General features: G+C 67.1%; 18 protein-coding genes. 5 read left to right on the forward strand and 13 right to left on the reverse strand.

Annotated elements, in window-relative coordinates; genetic code table 11:
• Positions 1–44: 44 nt before the first annotated feature.
• The 3 genes from ASD37_RS25545 to ASD37_RS25555 all read right to left on the reverse strand — a co-directional run bounded on the left by ASD37_RS25545 (position 45) and on the right by ASD37_RS25555 (position 3,593).
• Positions 45–1,469 carry a sugar porter family MFS transporter gene (locus ASD37_RS25545; RefSeq protein ID WP_082570405.1) on the reverse strand — a complete coding sequence of 475 codons (1,425 nt, stop codon included), beginning with the start codon at positions 1,467–1,469 and terminating at the stop codon, positions 45–47.
• 253 nt (positions 1,470–1,722) lie between these two features.
• Positions 1,723–2,178 carry an STAS domain-containing protein gene (locus ASD37_RS25550; protein ID WP_056558160.1) on the reverse strand — a complete coding sequence of 152 codons (456 nt, stop codon included), beginning with the start codon at positions 2,176–2,178 and terminating at the stop codon, positions 1,723–1,725.
• Positions 2,179–2,339: 161 nt separating this feature from the next.
• A complete protein-coding gene (locus ASD37_RS25555; protein ID WP_056558162.1) occupies positions 2,340–3,593 on the reverse strand; it encodes a DNA polymerase domain-containing protein in 1,254 nt (417 codons plus the stop codon).
• A gap of 72 nt (positions 3,594–3,665) precedes the next feature.
• Here ASD37_RS25555 and fadD2 point away from each other — a divergent pair, with 72 nt between their 5' ends.
• Complete coding sequence (gene fadD2, locus ASD37_RS25560) at positions 3,666–5,357, forward strand: long-chain-fatty-acid--CoA ligase FadD2 (protein WP_056558164.1); 1,692 nt, start codon at positions 3,666–3,668, stop codon at positions 5,355–5,357.
• Between the two features lie 71 nt (positions 5,358–5,428).
• Here fadD2 and ASD37_RS25565 read toward each other — a convergent pair whose 3' ends face one another.
• Together ASD37_RS25565 and ASD37_RS25570 are read right to left on the reverse strand one after the other, a co-directional pair.
• Positions 5,429–6,232, reverse strand: coding sequence for an MBL fold metallo-hydrolase (locus tag ASD37_RS25565; RefSeq protein ID WP_056558166.1), 804 nt, complete (start codon positions 6,230–6,232; stop codon positions 5,429–5,431).
• Between the two features lie 20 nt (positions 6,233–6,252).
• Positions 6,253–7,212, reverse strand: a complete 960-nt coding sequence (locus ASD37_RS25570) for an esterase family protein (protein ID WP_370073091.1) — start codon at positions 7,210–7,212, stop codon at positions 6,253–6,255.
• A 126-nt stretch (positions 7,213–7,338) separates the two neighbouring features.
• Here ASD37_RS25570 and ASD37_RS25575 point away from each other — a divergent pair, with 126 nt between their 5' ends.
• Both ASD37_RS25575 and ASD37_RS25580 read left to right on the forward strand, forming a co-directional pair.
• Positions 7,339–8,130 carry an SDR family NAD(P)-dependent oxidoreductase gene (locus ASD37_RS25575; RefSeq protein WP_056558171.1) on the forward strand — a complete coding sequence of 264 codons (792 nt, stop codon included), beginning with the start codon at positions 7,339–7,341 and terminating at the stop codon, positions 8,128–8,130.
• Between the two features lie 136 nt (positions 8,131–8,266).
• Positions 8,267–9,070, forward strand: coding sequence for a transglutaminase family protein (locus tag ASD37_RS25580; protein WP_056558173.1), 804 nt, complete (start codon positions 8,267–8,269; stop codon positions 9,068–9,070).
• Positions 9,071–9,149: 79 nt separating this feature from the next.
• Here the strand turns inward: ASD37_RS25580 and ASD37_RS25585 are convergent, their stop codons facing one another.
• The 7 genes from ASD37_RS25585 to ASD37_RS25615 all read right to left on the reverse strand — a co-directional run bounded on the left by ASD37_RS25585 (position 9,150) and on the right by ASD37_RS25615 (position 17,787).
• On the reverse strand, positions 9,150–10,169 hold the full coding sequence (locus ASD37_RS25585) for an aminotransferase class IV (RefSeq protein ID WP_056558175.1): 1,020 nt from the start codon (positions 10,167–10,169) through the stop codon (positions 9,150–9,152).
• Positions 10,170–10,196: 27 nt separating this feature from the next.
• The gene (locus ASD37_RS25590) at positions 10,197–11,696 is read right to left on the reverse strand and encodes an APC family permease (protein WP_056558177.1); all 1,500 of its coding nucleotides are present in this window, start codon (positions 11,694–11,696) and stop codon (positions 10,197–10,199) included.
• Positions 11,697–11,784: 88 nt separating this feature from the next.
• Complete coding sequence (locus ASD37_RS25595; protein ID WP_235568548.1) at positions 11,785–12,720, reverse strand: LysR family transcriptional regulator; 936 nt, start codon at positions 12,718–12,720, stop codon at positions 11,785–11,787.
• Between the two features lie 21 nt (positions 12,721–12,741).
• Positions 12,742–14,919, reverse strand: coding sequence for an acyl-CoA dehydrogenase (locus ASD37_RS25600; RefSeq protein WP_056558179.1), 2,178 nt, complete (start codon positions 14,917–14,919; stop codon positions 12,742–12,744).
• 49 nt (positions 14,920–14,968) lie between these two features.
• The gene (locus ASD37_RS25605; RefSeq protein ID WP_235568549.1) at positions 14,969–15,946 is read right to left on the reverse strand and encodes a 2-hydroxyacid dehydrogenase; all 978 of its coding nucleotides are present in this window, start codon (positions 15,944–15,946) and stop codon (positions 14,969–14,971) included.
• The gene (locus tag ASD37_RS25610; protein ID WP_056558183.1) at positions 15,922–17,040 is read right to left on the reverse strand and encodes an alpha/beta hydrolase; all 1,119 of its coding nucleotides are present in this window, start codon (positions 17,038–17,040) and stop codon (positions 15,922–15,924) included. The genes ASD37_RS25605 and ASD37_RS25610 overlap by 25 nt, the downstream gene beginning before the upstream one ends.
• An 84-nt stretch (positions 17,041–17,124) precedes the next feature.
• Positions 17,125–17,787 carry a TetR/AcrR family transcriptional regulator gene (locus ASD37_RS25615; RefSeq protein ID WP_056558185.1) on the reverse strand — a complete coding sequence of 221 codons (663 nt, stop codon included), beginning with the start codon at positions 17,785–17,787 and terminating at the stop codon, positions 17,125–17,127.
• Positions 17,788–17,869: 82 nt separating this feature from the next.
• On the opposite strand from ASD37_RS25615, the gene ASD37_RS25620 reads away from it, so the two are divergent.
• Together ASD37_RS25620 and ASD37_RS25625 are read left to right on the forward strand one after the other, a co-directional pair.
• A complete protein-coding gene (locus ASD37_RS25620; protein WP_056558187.1) occupies positions 17,870–18,769 on the forward strand; it encodes an oxygenase MpaB family protein in 900 nt (299 codons plus the stop codon).
• Positions 18,770–18,796: 27 nt separating this feature from the next.
• Positions 18,797–19,699, forward strand: coding sequence for a class I SAM-dependent methyltransferase (locus ASD37_RS25625; protein ID WP_056558189.1), 903 nt, complete (start codon positions 18,797–18,799; stop codon positions 19,697–19,699).
• A gap of 6 nt (positions 19,700–19,705) precedes the next feature.
• Here the strand turns inward: ASD37_RS25625 and ASD37_RS25630 are convergent, their stop codons facing one another.
• Positions 19,706–20,596 carry an amidohydrolase family protein gene (locus ASD37_RS25630; protein ID WP_056558190.1) on the reverse strand — a complete coding sequence of 297 codons (891 nt, stop codon included), beginning with the start codon at positions 20,594–20,596 and terminating at the stop codon, positions 19,706–19,708.
• Positions 20,597–20,614 lie beyond the last annotated feature (18 nt).

The raw sequence follows: 20,614 nt of genomic DNA on the forward strand, positions 1-20,614 counted from the left end.
AGTCGTCAACCTTTGCCAAACCTGTCGATCACCCCGCCCTGGGGTCAGCTGCGCGCAAAGTCCGCAGGCGTGAACTTGCCGGCGCCGAGCTTCGACTCGATCTCCTCCAAGCTTCGCCCGGTGAGGTCCGGCATTCGGTAGTAGACGAAGATCCAAGCTGCGACGTTGAACAACCCGTAGAGCCACATCGACGGCCCGACCCCGATCCCGCTGATCAGCGTCAACAGCGTCAAGGTGATCAGCAGATTGGTGCCCCACAGAGCCGCGGACTGCACCGCCGTGCCGGCCGGCCGCACCGCGAGGGGGTAAGTCTCCGAGCCGGTCAGCCAGCCCATCAGCTGCAATCCGCCGGCGTTGAAGAGCATGAACACCACCAGGCAGGCGATGATGAACGGGATCGACTCCCGCCCGCTGTTGCCGGAGACAAACAGCCAGCCCAGAACGAACAGGCTCAGCGCCGCGCCTGGAATCATGATGAGGGTCAGCCGTCGCCTGCCGACCTTGTCGATGATCGCCAGCCCGACCAGCTGGGCCACCAGGTAGCTCACACCGAGGGCGACCGACACCTCCAACGCAACCGATTCCGAGAAGCCGTTGTCGGTCAGGATCGTCGGTGAGTAGTAGATGATCATCTCGATGCCGCTGAGCTGGGTGAAGATGGCGATTCCGCAACCCAGAATCAACGCCGGGCGCACCCACGCCTCGCGCAGTCCCGACCAACCGCGGGTCTTGGCGGTCTTCTCCTCGCGGGCCAGGTCGGCCATCTCGTCGAGTTCCCCGTCGACGTCGTAGTCCGACGGTCGTACCCGCTCGAGCACGCTCCGTGCCTCGTCGCCCTGGTCACGCTTGACCAGCCAGCGTGGGCTCTCCGGAAGGCGTAGCAGCAGAACCAACATCAGCGCGGCGGGGACGGCGGCAGCGCCGATCGACCAACGCCACGGAATCGACTCCGAGGCGCCGACGATGGTCGCGATCACGATGCCGACGCCGATCGCGATCTGAAAGCACAGCACCAGGCGACCGCGATACTTCGGCGGTGACAGCTCGGCGACGTACATCGGGGCGGTCTGGGTGGCCCCGCCGACGGCGAAGCCGAGGACGAGCCGTCCCACCGACAGCAGCACGGGGTTGGGCGCCAACGCGCACCAGATGGACCCGACGGCGAAGACGACGGCGAGCATCACCAAGGTGCCCTTGCGGCCGCGTCGGTCGGATAGATGGCTACAGGTCAGTGCGCCGATGACGGCACCGAGCAGGATGCTCGCGGCGATCACCTGTTTCCAGGCCTCTTCGATGCCGAAGTCCTTGGTGATCTGCAGCAGCGCTCCGGAGATGATGCCCGTGTCGTAGCCGTAGAGCATGCCGGACACCGCCGACACCAACGCGACGATCACCACCGCCCCCGTCAGCTGGCCGGGTGCCTTCTCTCGGGCCTCCGCCGAACCCTTGGTGCTCTCGGTTGAACCCATGCGTGGTCCTCCAGCCGTGGTGACGTCATCGTCCTGATGTGGCTGTGGCGTTTTACCCGTTCACCGAAAGCTAAACGCCGGCCTCTCGCCGCCCACGAAAATGCCCACCCCCGAGCGATGCTCGGAGGTGGGCATTTCCAAATTAAGGAACGCCGCGGTTAGCGGGCGGGCTGAGCCAAGGTGGCCCTGTGGTGGCGCTGCAGGAGAAAGCGTAGCCAGCGAACGTCGATCAGCATGTCGTGATTCCTTTCGCTCAGGCGGACTTGGTGAGGATGGGGAGGATGCGCCGGCGTTCGCCCGCAACGTCCGAGAAGTGGTGCAGCGCATCGGGAACCGACGGCGTGGCCGGGAAGACGTCGTCCACCCCGCACAGCCGCAGCGTGCGCGAGACCGCCTGGCTGATGACGAGTGACCATTCGTCACCCGCGGCGTAGCAGGCCTCGTCGATGGCGTCGAGGAGTTCGATGCCCTGGGCAGCGAAGGAGGTAACGCCGCTGAGATCTAAGACGAAGGGCTTCTCGGCGATGATGCAGCCCTTGGCCTGGGCTACCACCTGGCCGACGTTTACCTCGTCGATTGATCCGGTGATGGTGAGGACGGTGGCCAGCTGACGGCACTGCTTGTGGAGTTCGGCGCCGTTGCACTCGACCGACGGATTTCCATAGCGGAAGCGGGAATTCGTCGATGAGCTGGTGCTCGTTGCGATCATGGCACTGCCTCCCTTCGGTGGTGGCCGATGTGTTGGCGGCGTCGCCGTCACTTCGACTTGAATCCCAAGGTAAGGGGCCAAAATAAGGTACCGGGGAGTAACTCCTAAAACATCGTTAAGACTTCTACGAGGGCCTGACAGCAAACCGCGTCGGAAAGCGGTCAGTTCCTGGCGCCCTGGTTACCCGTGTAACCCTCCCAGGGGGAGTAGTCGGCGATGAGCGACTCCTGAGGTGGCCGTTGATCTTCGGGCACGTGCTGGAGGTTGATCCGAACCCGATACCAGACTGAACTGGGGCCTCGCATGCCGTCGACGAGGACGTCGACCGGTGTCAGCCGGTCGGCGGCGGACGCGTACTTCGCCTTCCACGTCTCGAGGGCGGCCATCGCCTCGTCCTTGGTCTTGGTCCTGGCGATCTCGATGAGCGGCTTCGTCGAAACCCGCTGGCCGGCTCCGCCACCGTCCCGGCGAGCACCCTTGGGCGCCTTCTCCGCCGGACCCAGCTCCTCGGCAAGCGCGAGCAGCCCCTCCAGGCCGCCTGCCGCGTCGTCCATTCCCTCCCACGGGTCGCCGATGTCGGCGTAGCGCCCTGGCACGGTGGCGACGGTGAACGCCTCCGGCCGGCAGCCGGGCACCTCGGCCCACCGCAGCGGCGTCGACACCCGCGCGTCCGGCCGCGAACGCACTGAGTAGGCCGACGCGACCGTCCGGTCCTTGGCGTTCTGGTTGAAGTCGACGAAGACGCCCTCGCGTTCTTCCTTCCACCACCGGCTCGTCGCCAAATCCGGTGCGCGCCTTTCCACTTCGCGCGCAATAGTCTCGGCGGCCAGCCGCACCTGCCGGTAGGGCCAGTTCGGCTCGATGCGGGCGTAGACGTGGAAGCCCTTGGAGCCCGAGGTCTTGGGCCATGCCGTCAGGCCGTAGTCGGTAAGCACGTCGCGGGCCACCAGCGCGACGTCGACGATCTGCGCCCACTCCACCCCTGGCATCGGATCCAGGTCGACGCGGAGCTCGTCGGGATGTTCGAGGTCATCAGCGCGCACCGGATGCGGATTCAGGTCGACGCAGCCGAGGTTCACCGCCCACGCCAGCCCTGCGGCATCGGAGAGCACGGCCTCCTTGGCCGACGTGCCAGAGGCGTACTTCAACTCGGCGACGTCGACCCACTCGGGCCGCTTCTCCGGTGCGCGCTTCTGGAACACCGCCTCTTCGGTGATGCCCTTGACGAAGCGCTTGAGGATCATCGGCCGCCCGGCCACTCCGCGCAGGGCGCCGTCGGCGACGGACAGGTAGTACTCGATGAGAGCAAGCTTGGTCACGTCCGCTCGGCCGTCCGCACCGGGGAAGACGACCTTGTCGGGATTGGTCACCCGCAAGGTCCGACCGCCGATGTCCATCGACAGCGAAGACGCCATGGCCACGATGGTAGTCAGGGATCCCGACGTGCACCGGGCCCGCGTGCGATCGCGGTCACATATTGTGGGGCCATGCCCAACCTCACAGAGCTACCCCTGCAGGCAGCGGCCAAGGTGCAGCAGTACCTCGAACGCGGCTCGGCCGAGCTGCACTACGCCAGGAAGATGTTCGAGGCGGGCGCACTGAAGGTCGAGCCGCCACAGAACGTGGCCGCGATGCTCGCCGACATCCGGCGGTGGGGCGAGATCGGAATGATCCCGGCGCTCAACGCCCGTCGCAATCCCACCGGGACGGCCATCATCGACGACGACGGCGAGCTCACGTTCGCCGAACTCGACGCGGCGGCCAACGCCGTCGCCAACGGGTTGATCGGCATGGGAGTGCGGGGCGGCGACGGGGTCGCGCTCCTCATCCGCAACCACCGCTGGTTCCTGATCGGGCTGTACGGCGCCGCCAAGGTGGGCGTCCGGCTGATCATGCTCAACAGTGAATTCTCCGGGCCGCAGATCAAGGAGGTCTCCGAGCGCGAAGGCGCGAAGCTGATCATCCACGACGACGAGTACACCAAGGCGTGCGCGGCCGCCGACCCGGAGTTTGGCAAGCTCCGTGCGTTGCCGACGAACCCCGACAATCCCGATCAGCCGTCCGAGAGCACCGACGAGACCTTGGCCGACCTCATCAGTCGCAGCAAGGCGGCCCCGCCGCCCAAGGCGAGCGCCCACTCGAAGATCATCATCCTGACCAGCGGTACCACGGGAACTCCCAAGGGCGCCAACAGAAGTAGCCCACCGTCGTTGGCTCCGATCGGTGGCGTGCTGTCGCACGTCCCGTTCAAGTCCGGTGAGGTGACGTCGCTGCCCGCGCCGATGTTCCACGCGCTTGGCTTCCTGCACGCGACCATCGCGATGATGTTGGGCAGCACTCTGGTGCTGCGTCGTCGGTTCAAGCCGGCCACGGTGCTCGAAGACATCGAGAAGCATCGGGTGACCGCCGTCGTGGTGGTGCCCGTGATGTTGTCGCGCATCCTCGACGAGTTGGAGAAGACGAGTCCCAAGCCGAACCTGTCGAGCCTGCGCATCGCCTTCGTCTCCGGGTCTCAGCTCGGCGGCGAACTCGCCACCCGCGCGTTGAAGGATCTCGGCCCCGTCGTCTACAACCTCTACGGCTCGACGGAGATCGCGTTCGCGACCATCGCACGGCCAAAGGACCTTTCGATCAATCCGTCGACGGTCGGCCCCGTCGTCAAGGGCGTCAAGGTCAAGCTGTTCGACGACAACGGCATCGAGGTGGCTCCCGGTGAGGTCGGCCGCATCTTCGTGGGCAACACGTTCCCGTTCGAGGGGTACACCGGCGGCGGGCACAAGGCGATCATCGACGGCCTGATGTCGTCGGGCGACGTCGGCTACTTCGACGAGCACGGCCTGCTCTACGTGAGTGGCCGCGACGACGAGATGATCGTCTGCGGTGGCGAGAACGTCTTTCCCGCCGAGGTCGAGGATCTGATCAGCGGGCATCCGGAGGTCGTGGAGGCCACGGCGCTCGGCGTCGCGGACGAGGAATGGGGTCACCGGCTGCGCGCCTTCGTCGTGAAGACCGAGGGCGCCACGGTCGACGAGGATGCGATCAAGGCCTACGTCAAGGACAACCTGGCTCGCTACAAGGTGCCGCGCGAGGTGATCTTCCTCGACGAGCTGCCGCGCAACCCGACGGGCAAGATCCTCAAGCGCGAGCTCAAGGATCTCGAGGTCGGCGGAGCCGAGTAGGCAGCGTTCGTGAATCCTTGGCGATTTCGACCACCGAATTCCGCCGAGGATTCACGAACGGCGCGCGCGGCCTAGACTGCGACTAGGTACTCCAGGTCAGTCCAGCGGCCGTGCGGAGTGCGGTCCAACAGGTCCGCGATGCCGGCGTCGTGGAACGCGGCGGCGACGTCCTCGATGCCCTCGGTGAAGTGTGCCCACGAGTCGAGGTGCGCCGCGACGACCAAGCGCGGCGCCAGCACCTCCGCGGCCGCGGCGGCCCTGGCGCTGGTCAGGGTCAGCGGGCGACCGTCCTGCTTCGGAGGCACTCGGGCCGCGCCGACGAAGAGCACCGCGACGTCGATCGCGCCGACGGTGTGCGCGATCTGCGAAACCGTTGCGAGAGAGGCGTTGTCGCCGCTGATGTAGACGGTCGGAAGGCCGTCGCCGGACAGCAGGAAACCCGTCACCTCGCAGTTGACGTATCCGGAGTCGTCGCGGTCGCCGTCGACCGGGCCGTGCACCGCCGGGACGGCCTGCACCCGCAAACCGTCCAATTCGACCGTCGCCCAGGGCGCCAAACCCTGGGCGGGTGACCCGAGCCGTCCCGCCGCACCGGGATGGGTGAGCACCCGCGGCGCCGCCAGGGCAAACGCCCGGCCGGCGTCGTCGAAGTTGTCCAGGTGTTGGTCGTGGCTGACCAGCACCAGGTCCACCCGACCGAGTGCCGCGGCGTCGACCGCAGGCGCGGCCGTCTTGGTCAGGTACGCATGCGGCCCCGGTGGGTCGAACGTGGGGTCCACGACGATCCGGTGCCCGGCGATGTCGAGCAGCGTCGTCGGTCCGCCCAACACGGCGACCGCGCAGCGACGCCTGGCCTCGGTGACCTGCTCGTCCATGACGGTCCTCCAGTCGCGATCTAGGTGGCGGTCGGGACGGCGCCCAGCACCCGCTGCACGTCGGGCTTCATCGCCTGCAGCTGCTGACCCCAGTATCCCCAGTCGTGCGTGCCGCTGTCCGGGAAGTTGAAGACGCCGTTCTTGCCGCCGCCGGCCAGGTAGTTGTCCTGGAAGGTCTTGTTGGTGCGCAGCGTGAAGGTCTCGAGGAACTTGGCGGGCAGGTTGTCGCCGCCGAGCTCGGACGGGGTGCCGTTGCCGCAGTAGATCCAGATGCGGGTTCCGTTGGCGATCAGCGTCGCCATGTTGACCATGGGGTCGTTGTACTTCCACGCCGGGTCGGTTTCGGCGGGACCCCACATGTCGTTGGCCTTGTAGCCGCCAGCGTCACCCATGGCGCTGTTGACCAGTCCCGGCCACCAGCCCTCGGAGAGGTTCAGGAAGCCGGATAGCGAAGCGGCATAGGGGAATTGCGCGGGGTGGTGGATGGCCAGCGTCAGTGCCGCCGAACCGGCCATCGACAGCCCGACCGCGGCGCTGCCGGTCGGCTTGACCTGCTTCTCGCTGGCCAGATAGGCGGGGAGTTCCTGCGTCAGGAACGTCTCCCAGTTGTAGGTCTGGCAGCCGTTCGTACCGCACGCGGGCTTGTACCAATTGCTGTAGAAACTCGACTGGCCACCTACCGGCATCACCACGGACAGGCCCGACCCTTGATACCACTCGAAGGCCGGGGTGTTGATGTCCCAACCGTTGAAGTCGTCCTGCGCGCGGAGACCGTCGAGAAGGTAGATGGCCGGCGCGTTGGCCCCGCCGCTCTCGAATTGCACCTTGATGTCGCGGCCCATGCTCGCCGAGGGCACCATCAGGTATTCGACCGGCAGTCCTGGCCGGGAGAAGGCGTTCGCGGTGGCGGCGCCGCCGGCGAATCCCACGAACACGGGTAGCAGCACTGCTATGAAGGCCGTGACGAACAAGCGGCGCACGATGTCTCCTCAGATGTCGAACTCAGTCCAATCCACGGTGACACGCGCTCCTGTCAAACTCTCGTGGCACCCTCTCGTCGCGACGATTGGGGAATAGCCCGGGCCCGTTGGTGGTACTACTCCGGAGTGATCATCGACCTGACAGGAAAGACCGCACTCGTCACCGGCTCCACCCAGGGCATCGGCCTTGCCATCGCGAAGGGGTTGGCGCAGAGCGGCGCCCGCGTCGTCGTCAACGGGCGCACGGCGGCTCGGGTCGACGAGGCGGCCGACGAATTGCGCTCTGCCACCGGCGGTGACGTGCTCGGCATCGCGGCCGACGTCACCACCGCCGAGGGTGTCGAGGGTCTGGTCGACCAACTTCCCGCGGTGGACGTCCTTGTCAACAACCTCGGCATCTTCGGCGCGACACCTGCCCGCGAGATCTCCGACGACGAGTGGCGTCGCTACTTCGACGTGAACGTGCTCTCGGCGATTCGGCTGATTCGGACGTATCTGCCCGGGATGACCGAGCGAGGCTGGGGGCGGGTGCTGCAGATCGCCAGCGACTCGGCAATCGTCATCCCCGAGGAGATGATTCACTACGGCACCTCGAAGACGGCGCTGCTGGCGGTGTCGCGGGGCTTCGCCAAGGACGCCGCGGGCACGGGTGTCACGGTGAACTCCGTCATCGCCGGGCCGACGCATACGGCGGGGGTCGAGGACTTCGTCTACCAGTTGGTCGACGCGGACCTGCCGTGGGAGGAGGCGCAGCGCGAGTTCATGCGCAAGCACCGCCCACAGTCACTGCTTCAGCGTCTGATCGAACCCGACGAGATCGCGAACATGGTCACCTATCTCAGCTCGCCGCAGGCGTCGGCGACCACCGGCGCGGCGGTCCGCGTCGACGGGGGATACGTGGACTCGATCGTCCCCTAGACTCGTCGCCATCACGTCGACGTGATCTGGCCCGGTGCTCTGTTTTGGCGGCGGCCCGTCCGGGTAAGGATGGGCTCGACACGACGCGCTTGCCGCGCCTCCCCTGACATTTTGACCGGAAAGACGTGGTGAGCCCATGAGACGCGAAGTTGGCGCCCAATTACAGGTTGAGGTATTCGACCCCACGACACTGGAATTCCAGATCGCCGTCGCACCCCAGCCGGGTGCCGAGGTGACCGAGGAGTTGTCCTTCACGTTGAACGGCAACGCCATCGAGCCGACCGAACTCGTCGGCCAGCACGGCACCCGCATCCACAAGTTCGAGGCGGGCAAGGGGACGGTGCTGGCGAACTACTCGGCAACGATCATCGGCCAGACCGACCCGCCTCCGGTCACCGAGATCGACCTGTCGACCTACCTGCGGCCAAGCCGGTACGCGGAGGCCGACAAGTTCTATGGTTTCGCCGCAACGGAATTCGGCAACGACGCGAAGTCGACGGCGCTGCTGGAGAAGGTGTCGTCCTGGGTGGGCACGCGGCTGCAGTACGTGCCGGGGTCCAGCGATCCGATCGACGGCGCGGCCGACACCGTCCTCGCAGGCACTGGTGTGTGCCGGGACTACGCGCATCTGGTCATTGCGCTGCTGCGCGCGGTCAACGTGCCGGCCCGACTGGTCGCGGTGTACGCACCTGGCTGCTACCCGATGGACTTTCACGCCGTTGCCGAGGCCTACGTCGACGGGCTGTGGCGCGTCGTCGACGCGACGTGCCTGGCGCCGCGTCAGACGATGGTGCGCATCGCCACCGGCCGCGACGCCGCCGACACGGCCTTCCTGGACAACCACGGCGGCGGGATCAACCTCACCAGCATCAACGTGAACGCCTGGGTCGAGGGCATGCTGCCGTTGGATTCGGTGGAGGAACTCGTCTCGCTGGGCTGACCCACGCGCCGACTGCACGCTTGTTCACGTCGTCTCTCGACGTTTGCGTGTAACAAGCGCGCAGTCGGCGGTGGTCCTGCTAGTACTGGATGGCCTCGATCAGCGGACCTGGCTCGTCCATCAACGCCCAGAAGCGATCTCGAATGGCGACGGTGACGGGTCCTGGCTCGCCGTTGCCGATGTTCTCTCCGTCGAGGGTGTTGATCGGCGTGACGCCACCGGCGGTGGTGACGGCCATGATCTCGTCGGCGTCGTACAGCTCGCGGCTGGTCACGTCGCACAGGGTGGCCTCGATGCCCATCTGCTCGGCGAGTTCGTAGACCGTCTTGCGGGTGATGCCGGGCAACGCATTTCGCGACGGTGAGAACAACTTCCCGTCCTTGACGATGACGACGTTGAAGCCGGGGCCTTCGGCGACGCAGTTGTCGGCGTCCAGCAGGATGGCTGTGCGCGCGCCGCGGTCCTTGGCCTCGAAGCTGGCCGCGGTCAGGTCACCCCACTGATAGTTCTTGATGGTCGGGTCGACGGTGTTGCGGCCGGCGCGGCGGACGTGGCGCGGGACGATCGCGGTGGTGCCGAAGATTTGCTCGGCCGGCGGGAACGCCCACAGGTACGGGATGGCGTAGATGTACACCTGGTGCGTGAGCTTGGACAAGTCCTTCTCGCCCTTGCGCTTTCCGTATCCCCTGGTGATCGTGAGGTTGACGAAGGATTCGCGTAGCTGCGACAGCGACACGCACTTCTTGGTGATCTCGACGATCTCGGCCTTGCTCATCCCGGCGTCCAAACGCAGCTTGTGGGCCCCGTCGAGCAGCCGGTCGACGTGGTCGTCGAGCCGAAAGATGTTGCCGTGCCACACGTGCGCGACGGTGTACGTCACGTCGGAGTGTCCGAAGCCGGTGTCGAAGATCGAAATCCTGGCGTCCTCGGCGGGCATGTACTCGCCCTCGATCCAGGCCACGCCGCCGGCGAAGGGGCTGGACGTGTCGAGCTCGTAGTCGCTGTACTGGATCGCCGAGCCGACGGGGGTGTCTTCGCGGATCGCTGCGCCGGGTTCGACGGCGACGAGGTTGCTGGTGCCGAGATCAGTAACGGTCATGTTGAAATTCCTTGCTGGTGAGTAGGTTCAGGAGGTGTGGGTCTTGGCGAAGTTCGGGCCCGCCTCGCCGGTGGCCAACCGCTTGCGCAGTCCGGTAACGGCCCAGAGGGCGGTCAGCGCGAGGAGGCCTCCGAAGACGTAGCCGTTGCCCGCGAACTGGGGCAGGAAGATCAGCGCCGCGCACACCAGCGTGAAGCAGATGGCTGCGATGACGGCCACCGGTACCCGCGTCTTGCCGAGGTCGAACGTCTTCGGCTCGGGCGCCGGGATGGTTCCGCGGCGGGTGGCGATCATGACGGCAATGGTCTGAAGGAGGTACATCGCGCAGACCGCCAACGACGAGAGCCCGAGGATGAGGAAGAACGCCTTCTCGGCGACCAATGCGGAGAGCAGCAGGAGAGTCGAGAAGCCGAAGATTCCGAGCACGGCGTACGTGGGCGTGCGGTTGGACGGGGAGACGTGCCGCCAGACGTGCGAGAACGGCAGCATGTTGTCGCGGGCCATCGAGTAGGTCAGCCGGGTGGCGACCAGGATGTTGGCCAGGATGCAGGCCAATACGTTGGTCAGTGCCACGGCGACGACGATCTTGCTGATGACCGGCCCGACCTGCTGGGTGATGATCTCCTCGATGGGCGCGGCGGAGGCGGCTTCGACCGCGCCTGCGTCCTTGATCGCCAGCACGTAGACGACGTACATGCCGAACTCGATGATGATCGAGGCGGTCAGCGCGTAGAACATGGTGCGCGGGATGACGCGTCGTGCGTCCTTGGTCTCCTCGGCGATGTCCGCGCTGGCCTCGACGCCGATCAGGCCGAAGAACGGGCCGAGCGAGGCGGCCAGCCAGGCGATGACGTAGGGGGTACTCGCGTCGGAGGATCCGCCGGTGAACAGCACCGAGACGGACTGGTGGTTGTCCGGCGAGGAGAAGGCGACGATCGCGACGAGAATCGTTGCGCCGATGGTGATGACGAATTCGAGGCTGACGCCGATGTTGTTGACCATCGTCGCGAACCGGACGCCGTAGAGGTTTATGAGCATGCAGACGGCCATCACGCCGATGGCGACGAAGATCTGCGCCGTCTGGCTCATGTTCCAGCCAAAGAGGCTGCCGAGGTAGCCCGACAGGATGAATCCGACGCCGGTCATGCCGCAGATCCAGCCGGCGAGGGCCAGGACTCCGGTGAAGAGCGCCATCGTCGAGCCGACGAGGCGGCTGGTCCACTGGTAGGAATAGCCGGCCAGGGGGATCTTGGCGGTCAGGTCCGCGGCGATCAGCGTCCAGATGACGAACACCGCTGCGGCGAGCAGCAGCGTCCAGACGAAGGGTCCGCCCGCGGTGAAGTAGCCGGCGCCGAAGCCGGTGAACACCGCGGTGGTGGCGCTGATCGTGGCGAAGCCAATGGCGAAGGACGCCAGCTTCCCGACCGAGCGGTCGAGCTTTTGGGAGTAGCCGAACTCGGCGAGCTTGGCGTCCTCGTCGTCGAGGGGGGAGTTTGAATGAGTATGTGAAGCTAGGGCATCGGTCATGATCGCTCCAGGTCAGGTCGGTCGAATTGCACCTAGAGACAGGAAAGCCCTCCGGCTCGGCAGGCGGAAGTTCATTGTTTTGATCTGCTCATAAGCTGACGTTATCAATGGCGTCGTCGGCGACGGTGTCGCCGAAGCTCCAGTGCGCCTGCACGTGCCTGACCAGCGCATCTCCCTGCGGCGACAGCGACGACGGCTGCCACGCGAGGGCGGTGTAACTCGGCGGCCGATCGGTGATGGGCACGTAGACGATGCCCGGTCGGTCGTAGAAGCGGGCGACCGACGACGACGTGAAGCTGATGCCGAGACCTCTGGCGATGCACGTCGTCTCCGCCTCGTAGGTGGCGGCGACCGCGGCGATGGTCGGCGGCCGGTTGCCCCGGACGTCCATCGCCAGCCAGTAGTCGCGCCAGGGGCCTGCGGTCAGCGGCGCGCAGACGATCGGGTCGTCGAGCAGCTCGGTGATCGACACCTCGGACCGCTCGGCGAGGCGGTGGTCGCGCGGCATGCACACCACCCACGACTCGGCGTCGAGCATCAGCATCCGGTGCTCGGGCAGGTCGACCGGCGGGCGGATGATCGCGACCTCGGTGCTGCCGTCGGCCAGCCCGGCGGTCGGATCGGCGAAGTCGTACTCCATGGGCTCGACCGTCACCTCGGGGTAGGCGGCCTCGAAGTGGCGAACCACGCGGAACAGCAGATCGGCGCCCGTGCCGATGAGATACCCGAGGCGCAGCACGCCCTTTCGCGTGCCCGACAGCGTGACGAGGTTCTCGACCACCGCGTCGACGCCCGAGATCGCCTGCTGCACCTGCGGCAGCCAGGCCGCGCCGAGGTCGGTCAGCGCCACCTCGCGGGTGCTTCGGGTGAACAGCACCACGCCGAAGTGCTGTTCGAGCTGTTTGATCGCGGTCGACAGCGCGGGCTGGGTGATGAAGAGTCGCCCAGCCGCGCGCCGGTAGTTGAGCTCCTCGCCAAGCACCGCGAAGTAGCGCAACTGACGCAGGGTGATGTCGGCGCTCACCCTGACCAGGGTGTCACGGCATTACGGATCGCGGGGCAGGCCGAGCAGACGCTCCGCGATGATGTTGAGCTGCACCTCCGAGGTGCCGCCGTAGATCGTCGTCGCGCGACCGGCCAGCAGGTACTCGGCCCACTTGCCGGACAGCTCGCCCTGATCGCCGATGGCGGCGTCGGTGCCGAACGACGAGACACCGAACTCGGCGTAGCCCTGGCCGGTTTTCATCGACAGCAGCTTCGAGATCGCGGCGGCGGGCATCGGGTCTCCGCCGGCCAGCGTCAGCAGCGTCGAGCGCATGTTGAGCAGCTTGGCGGCGTGGCCCTCGGCGATCAGGCGGCCCGCTTCGTTCTGCTCGATCTGGTCGAACTGACCGTCGCGCAGGAACTCGACGAACTGTTCCAGACTTGCCAGGAAGGGCGGCTCGCTGCTGCCGATCGACACGCGCTCGTTGGTCAGCGTGTTGCGGCTGACCTCCCAGCCGCGGTCCACCTCACCGAGGACCAGCTCGTCGGGGACGAACACGTCGTCGATGAAGACGGTGTTGAACATCGCGTTGCCGGTGAGCTCGCGCAAGGGCTTGATCTCGACGCCCTCGCTGGCCATGTCGAGCAGGAAGTACGTGATGCCACCATGTTTCGGGGCGCTCGGGTTCGTCCTGGCCAACAGCGCGCCCCACTGGGAGTACTGCGCGCCGGTGGTCCAGATCTTCTGACCGGTGATGCGCCAGCCGCCGTCGACCTTGGTGGCCTTGGTGGTCAGGCTCGCGAGGTCGGAGCCCGCGCCAGGCTCGGAGAACAGCTGACACCAGATCATCTCGCCGCGGAAGGTCGGCGGCAGGAAGCGCTGCTGCTGGGTGTCGGTGCCGTACGCGACGATCGACGGGATGATCCAGGCGGCGATGCCCATCGGCGGCCGCTTCACGCGACCGGTGGAGAACTCCTGGGCGATGATGATCTGCTCGATCGGTTGGGCGGCTCGACCCCACGGCGTCGGAAGGTGGGGTGACACCCAGCCGCCCTCGGCGATCGCGGTGACGCGTTCTTCGCTCGGAAGTGCCTTCAGCGCAGCGACTTCCGCTCGGATCTCCTCGCGGAGCTTCTCGGTGTCGGAGTCGAGGTCGATGTTGATCGGGCGCATCCCGGTGCTGGTGGCGACGTCGACCACTTGCTGTGGGTAGTCGGCGGCCCTGCCGAAGCACGCGGCGAGCACGATCGCGCGCCGGTAGTAGACGTTGGTGTCGTGCTCCCAGGTGAAGCCGATGCCGCCGTGCACCTGGATGCAGTCCTGCGCGGTGTGCTGGGCGGCGACGGGGGCGAGGGTGGCGGCGACGGCGGCGGCGAACTCGTAGTTGCTCTCGCCGTCCTCGTCGATGGCGCGTGCCGCATCCCAGACTGCGGCGGTCGCCCGCTCGGTCTCGGCAATCATGTTGGCGCACTTGTGCTTGATCGCCTGGAACTGGCCAATCGGGCGGCCGAACTGCTCACGGATCTTGGCGTACTCCGACGCGGTGTCGGTGGCCCACCGCGCGACACCGATGCACTCGGCCGACAGCAGCGTCGACATCAGGGCGCGGGCGCGGGTGCGGCTGAGGTTGGTCAGCACGCGGTCGTCGGCGACCTCGACGGCGTTGGCACGCACGTGGGCCAAGGGCCGCAGCGGGTCGACGCTCTTGACGGGTTCGATCTCGACTTGGTCGGCGTCGAGGACGATCCACTCCTCGCGGCTCTCGATCGACACGGGCAGCACCAGGAGCGACGCCTGCGCGGCGGCGGGTACGGCGCGGACCTCGCCGCGGATGACGAGGCCGCCACCCTGACGGGTCGCGGTGAGCCCGGAGTCGATGGCGTAGGCGGCGATGGTCTCACCGGACGCGAGCCCCTCGAGGAGCTTGTCGGCGGGGTCGTTGGCGGCGATCAACGCACTCGCGATGGCCGACGGGACGAAGGGGCCGGGAACCGCGCCGTAGCCGAATTCGGCGAGCACGATGGCGAGTTCGAGGATGCCGAAGCCCTGACCGCCGACGTCCTCGGAGAGGTGCAGTCCCTGCAGGCCTTGCTCGGCGGCGGCCTTCCAGTAGGGCGGCGGGTTGGAGATCGGCGTCTCGAGTGCCGCGTGCAGCACGTCCGACGGTGCCACCCGCTTCACCAGATCGCGGACGGAATCGGCGAGGTCGTTGTGCTCGGAAAGGATCGCGATCGGCATGCGGTACTCCTAGATCAACCGGTGGGTTGGGTTCGAGCGTACCTGGGAGTCAACCCCTCGCGACAGCCACCTCGTTTACCAGGTTCACCAACTGCTCGCCGTCGCGCAGACGTCGGCAGTTGTCCACGCCAACGGCCAGGTACCGCCGCATGGTGTCTGCCGTGTACCAGGTGACGTGCGGGGTGACGACGACGTTGTCGAGCGTCAGCAGGGGATTGTCGGCGGGCACGGGTTCGACGGCGAACACGTCCAGACCAGCAGCGGCGAGCCGACCTTCCCGGAGCGCGTCGGCCAGTGCCTGCTCGTCGACGATCGCGCCGCGCGAGGTGTTGACGAGCACCGCGTCTCCCTTCATCAGCGCCAGGTTCTCGGCGTTGAGCAGGGCCGACGTCTTCTCCGTGAGTGGCAGGTGCAGCGACACGACGTCGCTCTCGGCGAGCAGTGTCTCCAGGGGCCGCCACCCGGGCGTGCCGTCGTCACGGGTGCTGGTGTGAAGCACCTGGGCTCCCATCGCGGTCACGATCGTCTCGACCCGCTTGGCGACGTTCCCGTAACCAACCAGCCCCACCGTGCAACTGCCGACGTCGCGGACGGTCTCGCCGAGTGCCGGGTCGGACGGCCAGCCGCGCCCCTGGCGGGTGGCGGCGTCCAGGGTGACGAGGCGGCGCAGCGCCGCGAGCATCAGCAACACCGTGCCCTCGGCCACCGACGGGGCGTTGGCGCCAGGCATGTTCGCCACGCCGATGCCCAGTCGCGTCGCGGAGTCGACGTCGATCGTGTTGACCCCCGCACCCAGCTTGTGTACCAGTCGGCACCGTCTCGCGAGTTCGAGGTCGTCACCGGACAGCGGGCGCAGCACGTGCCAGATCACCTCGGCTTCCGGCAGTTCGCGGTAGAAGGTCTCGTCGTCGTCTTCGGCGCAATACCGGACGTTGAGCCAATCTGCCTCGGGCGCAAGCAATTCGCGAACCTTGTCGCCCGGGGTGAAGTGGGCGAGCACTCTTACTTCCACCGCTTTGAAATCCACTTCGCGATCGTATCGGCCTGCTCGCTGCGCGCGCCGGGAGTGGTGAAGTAGTGGTCGGTGTCGATCGACAGCAGGGTCTTGTCGGTGCTCGCCAATGCACCGTAAATTCGGCGGGCGTCCGACGGGTACACGCCGGTGTCCTGCTCGGCGTTGATGACCAGCGCGGGACAAGTTATGCGGGCCAGGTGCGGCTCCGCACCGGTCTGCGCGGTCCGCAGGCTCCACATGCCGAGCCAACTCCGCAGCGTGCAGGCCGCCGCGATGCCACGGGCCGACCTGTTGGCCTTTGCCGGCACTCCGGCGTAGCAGGTGTTCGGTGGTCGCCTGGTGGGTTCCAGTGCCGGGTCGACCATCCGCGGATCCGCCCAGGTGCGCATCACGGTGAAGGGGCGATCCGAAAAGCCAGCTGCTCGAACGCGTTTCATCTCGTCGTCGACCCAGTCGGTGATCGCGTGGTTGCGGGCGGTCTGGGCGTCCCGGTACCGGGTGACGAAGTCGGCTGAGAACGGCGGACCGTTGCGACGGTCGAAGATGTCCATGCCGGCGTCGGTGGCGACGGGGTCGTTCTCGTCGACCACGGAGGCGTCCATCCATGCCGTCAGCACCTCGGGCCTGCCGGGGTGCGCTGCGCTGGCGACATAGCCGTCGGCCGGGGGCAGCTCGCCGATTCCGACGGCCGGTCGCATGCCCTCCATGGGTGTGACGTGGGGGTCGACGGCCTGCGCCTGGTAGGCCGCCATCAGTGACCCACCGCCTGAATTGCCAAGCAGCACGATGGTTTCCAGGTGCTGTACCTCGCGCAGCCAACGGATGCCGACTCCGACGTCGACGAGCGCGTGGTCGAGCAGGAAGCTGGTTTCGTTTCCGCGGAAGCGGGTGTTCCAGCCCAGGAAGCCGACGCCCCTAGTCGCCATGTAGTCGGCGAGATAGTGCTCCGAGAAGTCGATTTGGTAGTGGGCGGCGATCATCCCGACCTTCGGCTTGCGGCCGACGCCCCGGTAGTAGACGCCCTGGCACGGATGTCCGCCCGAACCGGCCCGGCGTGCGGTGGGGGAGTCCGACGCCACGAACTCGCGCAGTACCCCGGGGGTCATTGGCGACCTCTCTGCCGATCTGCGGATCGCAGCTGAATTCGATGTTAGATACCGAATGGCGCTTTGACCAGGAGCTACTTGTCCTTACATCGGAAACATCTGTTGGGCAGCAGGATTCGGGACAGCCGACGCGTGACGGTCCCGAGGGCCGGCCAGCGCGTCGAGCATTCGCGTCAGATGAGCGATCAGCTGCGACTCGCTGAGCGTCACGTCGCCTGAGACCCACGCGCTGATCGTCTGCGCGACACCGCCGACGATGAAGTGCGCGGCGGACTTCATCCATTCGTCGTCCGGCAGCGCGTAGGCGTTGGTTGCATGCTCGCCGGAGAGGACGGCGAAGACGCCACCGGCCTCGGCCCTCTTGCGGGCCAGCACCGCGTTGGTCAGTCGGGGGTTGAACAGGAGCCGTCCGACGCGGGCGTCCTCGGCCACCGCCCTGACCAGGTTGGCGATGCCCGACCGGTTCTGCTCCTCAGGTGGTGCGGCGGCGACGGCGGCCTGGGTGGTGGCTGCGATGTCGGCGACCACGCGGTCGAAGACCGCCGCCACCAGCGCGTCCTTGTCGGTGAAGCTCTCGTAGAAGTACCGGGCGGTGATCCCCGCCTCGGCGCAGACGGCGCGGACGGTGAGGTCCGGAGGGTCGTCGCAGCCGCCGAGGAGTTCCAGGCCCGCGTCGAGCAGGCGGCCCTTGCGCTCGGCGATCCGGTCACGGGCCTGCACGCCGCCGTAGGGCCGGATCTTCGCCATGGTCCCGATCTTGACACCTGTGGGGTCCGGGGGCAATATCTGGAAACGAACGTTGTCAGATGTGCGACGAGGGGTTGAGTCAATGGCGGTCGGCAACAGTCACGTCGAACGTTCCATCAGTGCGCCCGCCGCACCGTCGACGCGGCGCGGACGGCTCGCGCGGCGTGGGCCGACCATCGACGAGGGCTTGCTCGGGGTGGGCCTGCTGCTCGGGCCTGCGAACGTGATCATGCAATTGGCAAGGCCGGGCGTCGGCTATGGCGTGCTGGAGAGCCGGGTCGAGAGCGGCCGGGTCGACCTGCACCCGATCAAGCGCGCCCGCACCACGTTCACCTACTTGGCCGTCGCCGGCCGCGGCAGCGACGAGCAGAAGGCCGCCTTTCGACGGGCCGTGAACAAGGCGCACGCGCAGGTCTACTCCACCGACGAAAGCCCGGTGCAGTACAACGCGTTCGACAAGGATCTGCAGATGTGGGTCGCCGCCTGTCTGTACAAGGGTGCCGTCGACTCCTACCGCACCTTCGTCGGTGAGATGGACGACGAGACCGCCGATCGGCACTACGCCGAAGGCAGTTCGCTGGGCACCACGCTGCAGGTGCCGCAGGAGATGTGGCCCGCCGACCGCGCCGCCTTCGACGAGTACTGGCAGGAACAGCTCGCGAAGGTGCACGTCGACGCCACCGTCCGCGAGTACCTGTATCCGATCGCCGCAAGCCGGATCCGCGGGGTGAGTTTGCCGGGTCCGCTGCAGCGCCGCAACGAGGCCTTGGCCTTGTTGATCACGACCGGCTTTCTCCCGCAACGCTTTCGCGACGAGATGCGGCTGCCGTGGGATGCTCGCCGCCAGCGTCGGTTCGACCGGCTGATGGCGCTGCTGCGCGTCGCCACGCGCCTGTCGCCCCGCGTGGTCCGGCAGTTTCCGTTCAACGTGTTGCTGATGGACGTCGACCGGCGAATCAGGACCGGGCGCCCACTGATCTAGCCAGACTTCGGGCGTATCGTCTGCTGGATGCGACCCGGTGACGGCGAAAGAGACTCGTGGGACATCACCACCAGCGTCGGCTCGACGGCTCTGTTCGTCGCTGCGGCAAGGGCATTGGAGGCCAAGCGTCCCGAGCCGCTGGTGCTTGACCCCTACGCCGAGGTCTTCTGCCGGGCGGCAGGCGGCGAGTGGTCGGACATGATGGACGGCACGGTGTCGGGTAGCCACGGCAGCCAGCTGCTCGAGGGCGACTTCGGTGGGCACTTCGTGTCCTTTCAGGCCGCGCGGACCAAGTACTTCGCCGACGCCGCCGCAGCGGGGGTACGGCAGGTCGTCGTCCTCGCGGCGGGTCTCGACTCGCGGGCCTACCGGTTGCCATGGCCGGACGGCACGGTGATCTTCGAGCTCGACCAGCCCAAGGTGTTGGCGTTCAAAAGCGGCGTCGTCGCCCAACTCGGCGACTCGCCGCGCGCCGACCGACGCGAGGTCGCCGTCGACCTGCGCGACGACTGGCCGCAGGCACTCGTCGACGCCGGATTCGATCCATCGGTGCCCACCGCGTGGATCGCCGAGGGTCTGTTGATCTACCTTCCCGCGGCGGCGCAGGACCAGTTGTTCGCCGGGATCGACGGCCTGTCGGCGCCCGGCAGCAGGGTGGCCGTCGAGGAGGGCAGGCCCATGCCCCAGCACGTGTTCGAGGCCAGGCAACAGGAGGAACGCAACGCCGGCCAGGACGGCACCTTCTTCACGCTGATCTACAACGAGCAGATCGCGCCAGCCGACGAGTGGTTCGGCGGCCGGGGGTGGCACGCCACGCCGACGCCGCTGGCCAGGTACCTGACCTCCGTCGGTCGGCCCATCCCGGCCGACGACCCTGACGCCGGCCCGATGGCGGAGGCGAACAGCTTGGTCAGCGCCGTCAAGGGCTGAGCACCGTCACGCCGCGGTGGTGTCCAGCCCGAAGAGGCGGGCTGCGTTGTCGTGGAACACGCCGCGCAACCAGTCGTCGTCCACGCCGTTCACCTCGGTCAGCACGCGCATGGCCTCGAGATATCCGTACGGGATGTTCGGAAAGTCGCTGCCGAACAGGATGCGGTCACCGAGAGCCAGCAGCCGTGGTCCGTCGGCCGGCGGGAACGGGTGTGATTCCTCGACGAACGGGGTGAACGCCATCGTCGTATCCAACCTGACCTCGGGATACGCCTCGGCGAGATCCAAGAACTCGCCGTACTCCGGCATGCCCATGTGAGCCACCACGAGCCGCAGCCCAGGGTGGCGCGCCAACACCGCCCGCACCGGGTCGGGTCCGGTGTGGGTGCCCGGCTGCGGACCGGATCCGCAATGGATGACGACGGGGATCCGCGCGTCCGCGACGACGCCCCACACCGCGTCGAGCAGCGGGTCGGTGGGGTCGTAGTCGCCGACCTGGACGTGGGCCTTGAACACCCGGGTGCCGCCGTCGATCGCGGCGGTGACGTAGTCGACTGCCCCCGGTTCCGGGTAGAACGTCGCGGTGGCAAGGCAATCCGGCGTCTCCGACGCGAACTGGGCGGCCCACTGATTCAGCCAGGCGGCCATCCCGGGCTTGTGCGGATAGATCAGCGAGGTGAAGGCGCGGACACCGAAGCTGCGCAGCGTCTCGAGGCGGTCGGCCTCGTCGGTGCGGTAGGTGATGGGCCACGTCCGGCCGACGAGCGGCCCGGCGGCGTCGAAGTACTGCCACACCTTGTCCATCACGCGTTTTGGCATGAAGTGGGTGTGGACGTCGACGATCCCCGGTATCCCGAGCGGTTCCCAGATCGCACGTACTGCGGCTGATTCGTCCATCGTCCATAGGATGTCATC

Origin of the sequence: Mycobacterium sp. Root135 (assembly GCF_001426545.1) — a bacterium.
In the GTDB taxonomy this organism is placed as follows: Bacteria; Actinomycetota; Actinomycetes; order Mycobacteriales; family Mycobacteriaceae; genus Mycobacterium.